The following is a 1990-nucleotide window of genomic DNA, read 5'->3' on the forward strand; positions in this document are numbered from 1 at the left end:
TATAGCCGCAAAGTTAAAATGTCTCACCTCTGCAATTCAGGAATGTCACACTCCCCTGGATGAGCATCGTGTCGATCCTTGGGAGCCGAGACATGGGATGGGTGATGATGAGTGAACGGGAACTGAACCGGGTCAAGGTTCTGAGCCAGGTGCTGCAAGGTGGGATGTCAGCCGTGACCGCGGCCGATGTTCTGGACCTGAGCCGCAGACAGGTTCACCGGCTGCTGAAGCGGTTCGGGGCTGACGGCGCGGCGGCAATCCGGCACCAGGCACGTGGACGGGCATCGAACAACCGGATCGACCCGACGATCCGGGAGGCTGCCATGTCGCTCGTTCGGGACCGCTATGCCGACTTTGGCCCGACCTTGGCGGCCGAGAAGCTGGCGGAGTGTCACGGGCTGACAGTGTCGCGCGAGACCTTGCGCAAGTGGATGCAGGATGCGGGTTTGTGGCTGTCGCGCAAGCAGCGCCGAACATTCCACCAGCCGCGCCTGCGCCGGGAGTGCCTTGGCGAGCTGATCCAGATCGACGGCTCGGATCATCGCTGGTTCGAGGATCGCGGGCCGGCCTGCACCTTGTTGGTGTTCATCGATGACGCCACCAGCACCCTGATGCACCTGGAATTCGTCAGCTCCGAGAGCACCTTCAGCTATTTTGGAGCCCTGGAGCGGTATCTGACGCTGCATGGCCGGCCCGTTGCCTTTTACTCCGACAAGCACACAGTGTTCCGGGTGCCAAAGCAAGGTGCCAGGACAGGCTATGGGATGACCCAGTTCGGCCGGGCCTTGAACGAACTGAACATCGAGATCCTGTGCGCCAACTCCTCGCAAGCAAAAGGTCGCGTCGAGCGCGCCAACCGCACCCTGCAGGACCGTCTGGTCAAGGAACTGCGGCTGGCCGGCATCTCCGACATGGAGACTGCCAATGCCTTTCTTCCCGGCTTCATGGCGCGCTACAACGCGCAGTTTGCCAAGGTGCCACGCCGTGCGGACAACCTGCATCGGCCACTGAATGTCGAACCGGATCGGCTGCGTGACATTCTGTGCTATCGCGACGAACGCTATGTCAGCAGCCAGCTGGCCTTTTCCTACGACCGGCTGCGGATCATCCTGGCCGAGAACGAGATCACCCGCGATCTGCCGGGCAAATACGTGGACAGCTATGAGTTCGCGGACGGCCGGCTGGAGTTCCGCTGGAAGGGTGTCTCGCTGCCCTACTCCGTGTTCGACAAGGATCAGCGGGTGACCCATGCGGCCATTACCGAGAACAAGCATCTGAGCGCGGTCCTGGAATACATCAAGGCCGAGCAGGACAAGGCTCCGCCGAAGGTGCACCGGGTCGGCAAGCAACGGACCCGCTACACGCCCACGGGACGCCGCAACAACGGCTGGAACTCCTCGGCAGCCCGCAAGGCAAAGGCGCATGCCGCTCCACCCCTGGAATGACGCTTCCCTGGCCCAGTTGCGGTGATACCCTGTGCTTTGATCGAGCACGCAGGGCAAGAACATGGCAGACAGCGCAGAGCCGGAGATCATCTTCTCGGATCTGACACAGGACGTGCTGATCGATGGCCACCGGTTCTCTGTCGAGATCTACCGGACATCGATCTCCCCTGGCTGGGTGCTGTCGGTCATGAACAGGTTCGGCACCCTGACGATTTCGGATAACCCGCCCTATCTTGCCGATGGTCTTGCCTAGCGGGATTTCGAGAAGCGGGTCGAAACGAAGGGCGTGCGCGCCTTCTACTCGCCAAAGGAACGTCGAAAGCTGCGGCTCTGACCGCATGGCCGGTCAGGGCTGCGATGGCGGATGTCTCCGCCCTGCCCGGCCATGCTTGCCCACCTTCGGTGAGACATTCCTACTTTGCGCAGCCAAGGACATTTCAACTTGGTTGCAACAGGTAGATATAGCCGGGGCACATTCCATTCTGGAATGCATCACTCGATAGTTTCCTGAAGCTATTCAGGAGCATGTGATGAGGCGCCCTTTC

General features: G+C 61.0%; 2 protein-coding genes. Both read left to right on the forward strand.

What is annotated here, in order from left to right:
* Nucleotides 1–92: 92 nt before the first annotated feature.
* On the forward strand, nucleotides 93–1445 hold the full coding sequence (locus ACFOM8_RS22890; RefSeq protein WP_167623423.1) for an ISNCY family transposase: 1353 nt from the start codon (nucleotides 93–95) through the stop codon (nucleotides 1443–1445).
* 61 nt (nucleotides 1446–1506) lie between these two features.
* The gene (locus tag ACFOM8_RS22895) at nucleotides 1507–1698 is read left to right on the forward strand and encodes a hypothetical protein (RefSeq protein WP_377764666.1); all 192 of its coding nucleotides are present in this window, start codon (nucleotides 1507–1509) and stop codon (nucleotides 1696–1698) included.
* The last annotated feature ends 292 nt before the right edge of the window (nucleotides 1699–1990 follow it).

Origin of the sequence: Paracoccus angustae (assembly GCF_042648745.1) — a bacterium.
GTDB classification, from domain to species: Bacteria; Pseudomonadota; Alphaproteobacteria; order Rhodobacterales; family Rhodobacteraceae; genus Paracoccus; species Paracoccus angustae.

Bases quoted from the DNA above. Each gene is read 5' to 3' on its own strand.
- ACFOM8_RS22890 (WP_167623423.1), top strand. From the start codon at position 93: ATGGGATGGGTGATGATGAGTGAACGGGAACTGAACCGGGTCAAGGTT.
- ACFOM8_RS22895 (WP_377764666.1), top strand. From the start codon at position 1,507: ATGGCAGACAGCGCAGAGCCGGAGATCATCTTCTCGGATCTGACACAG.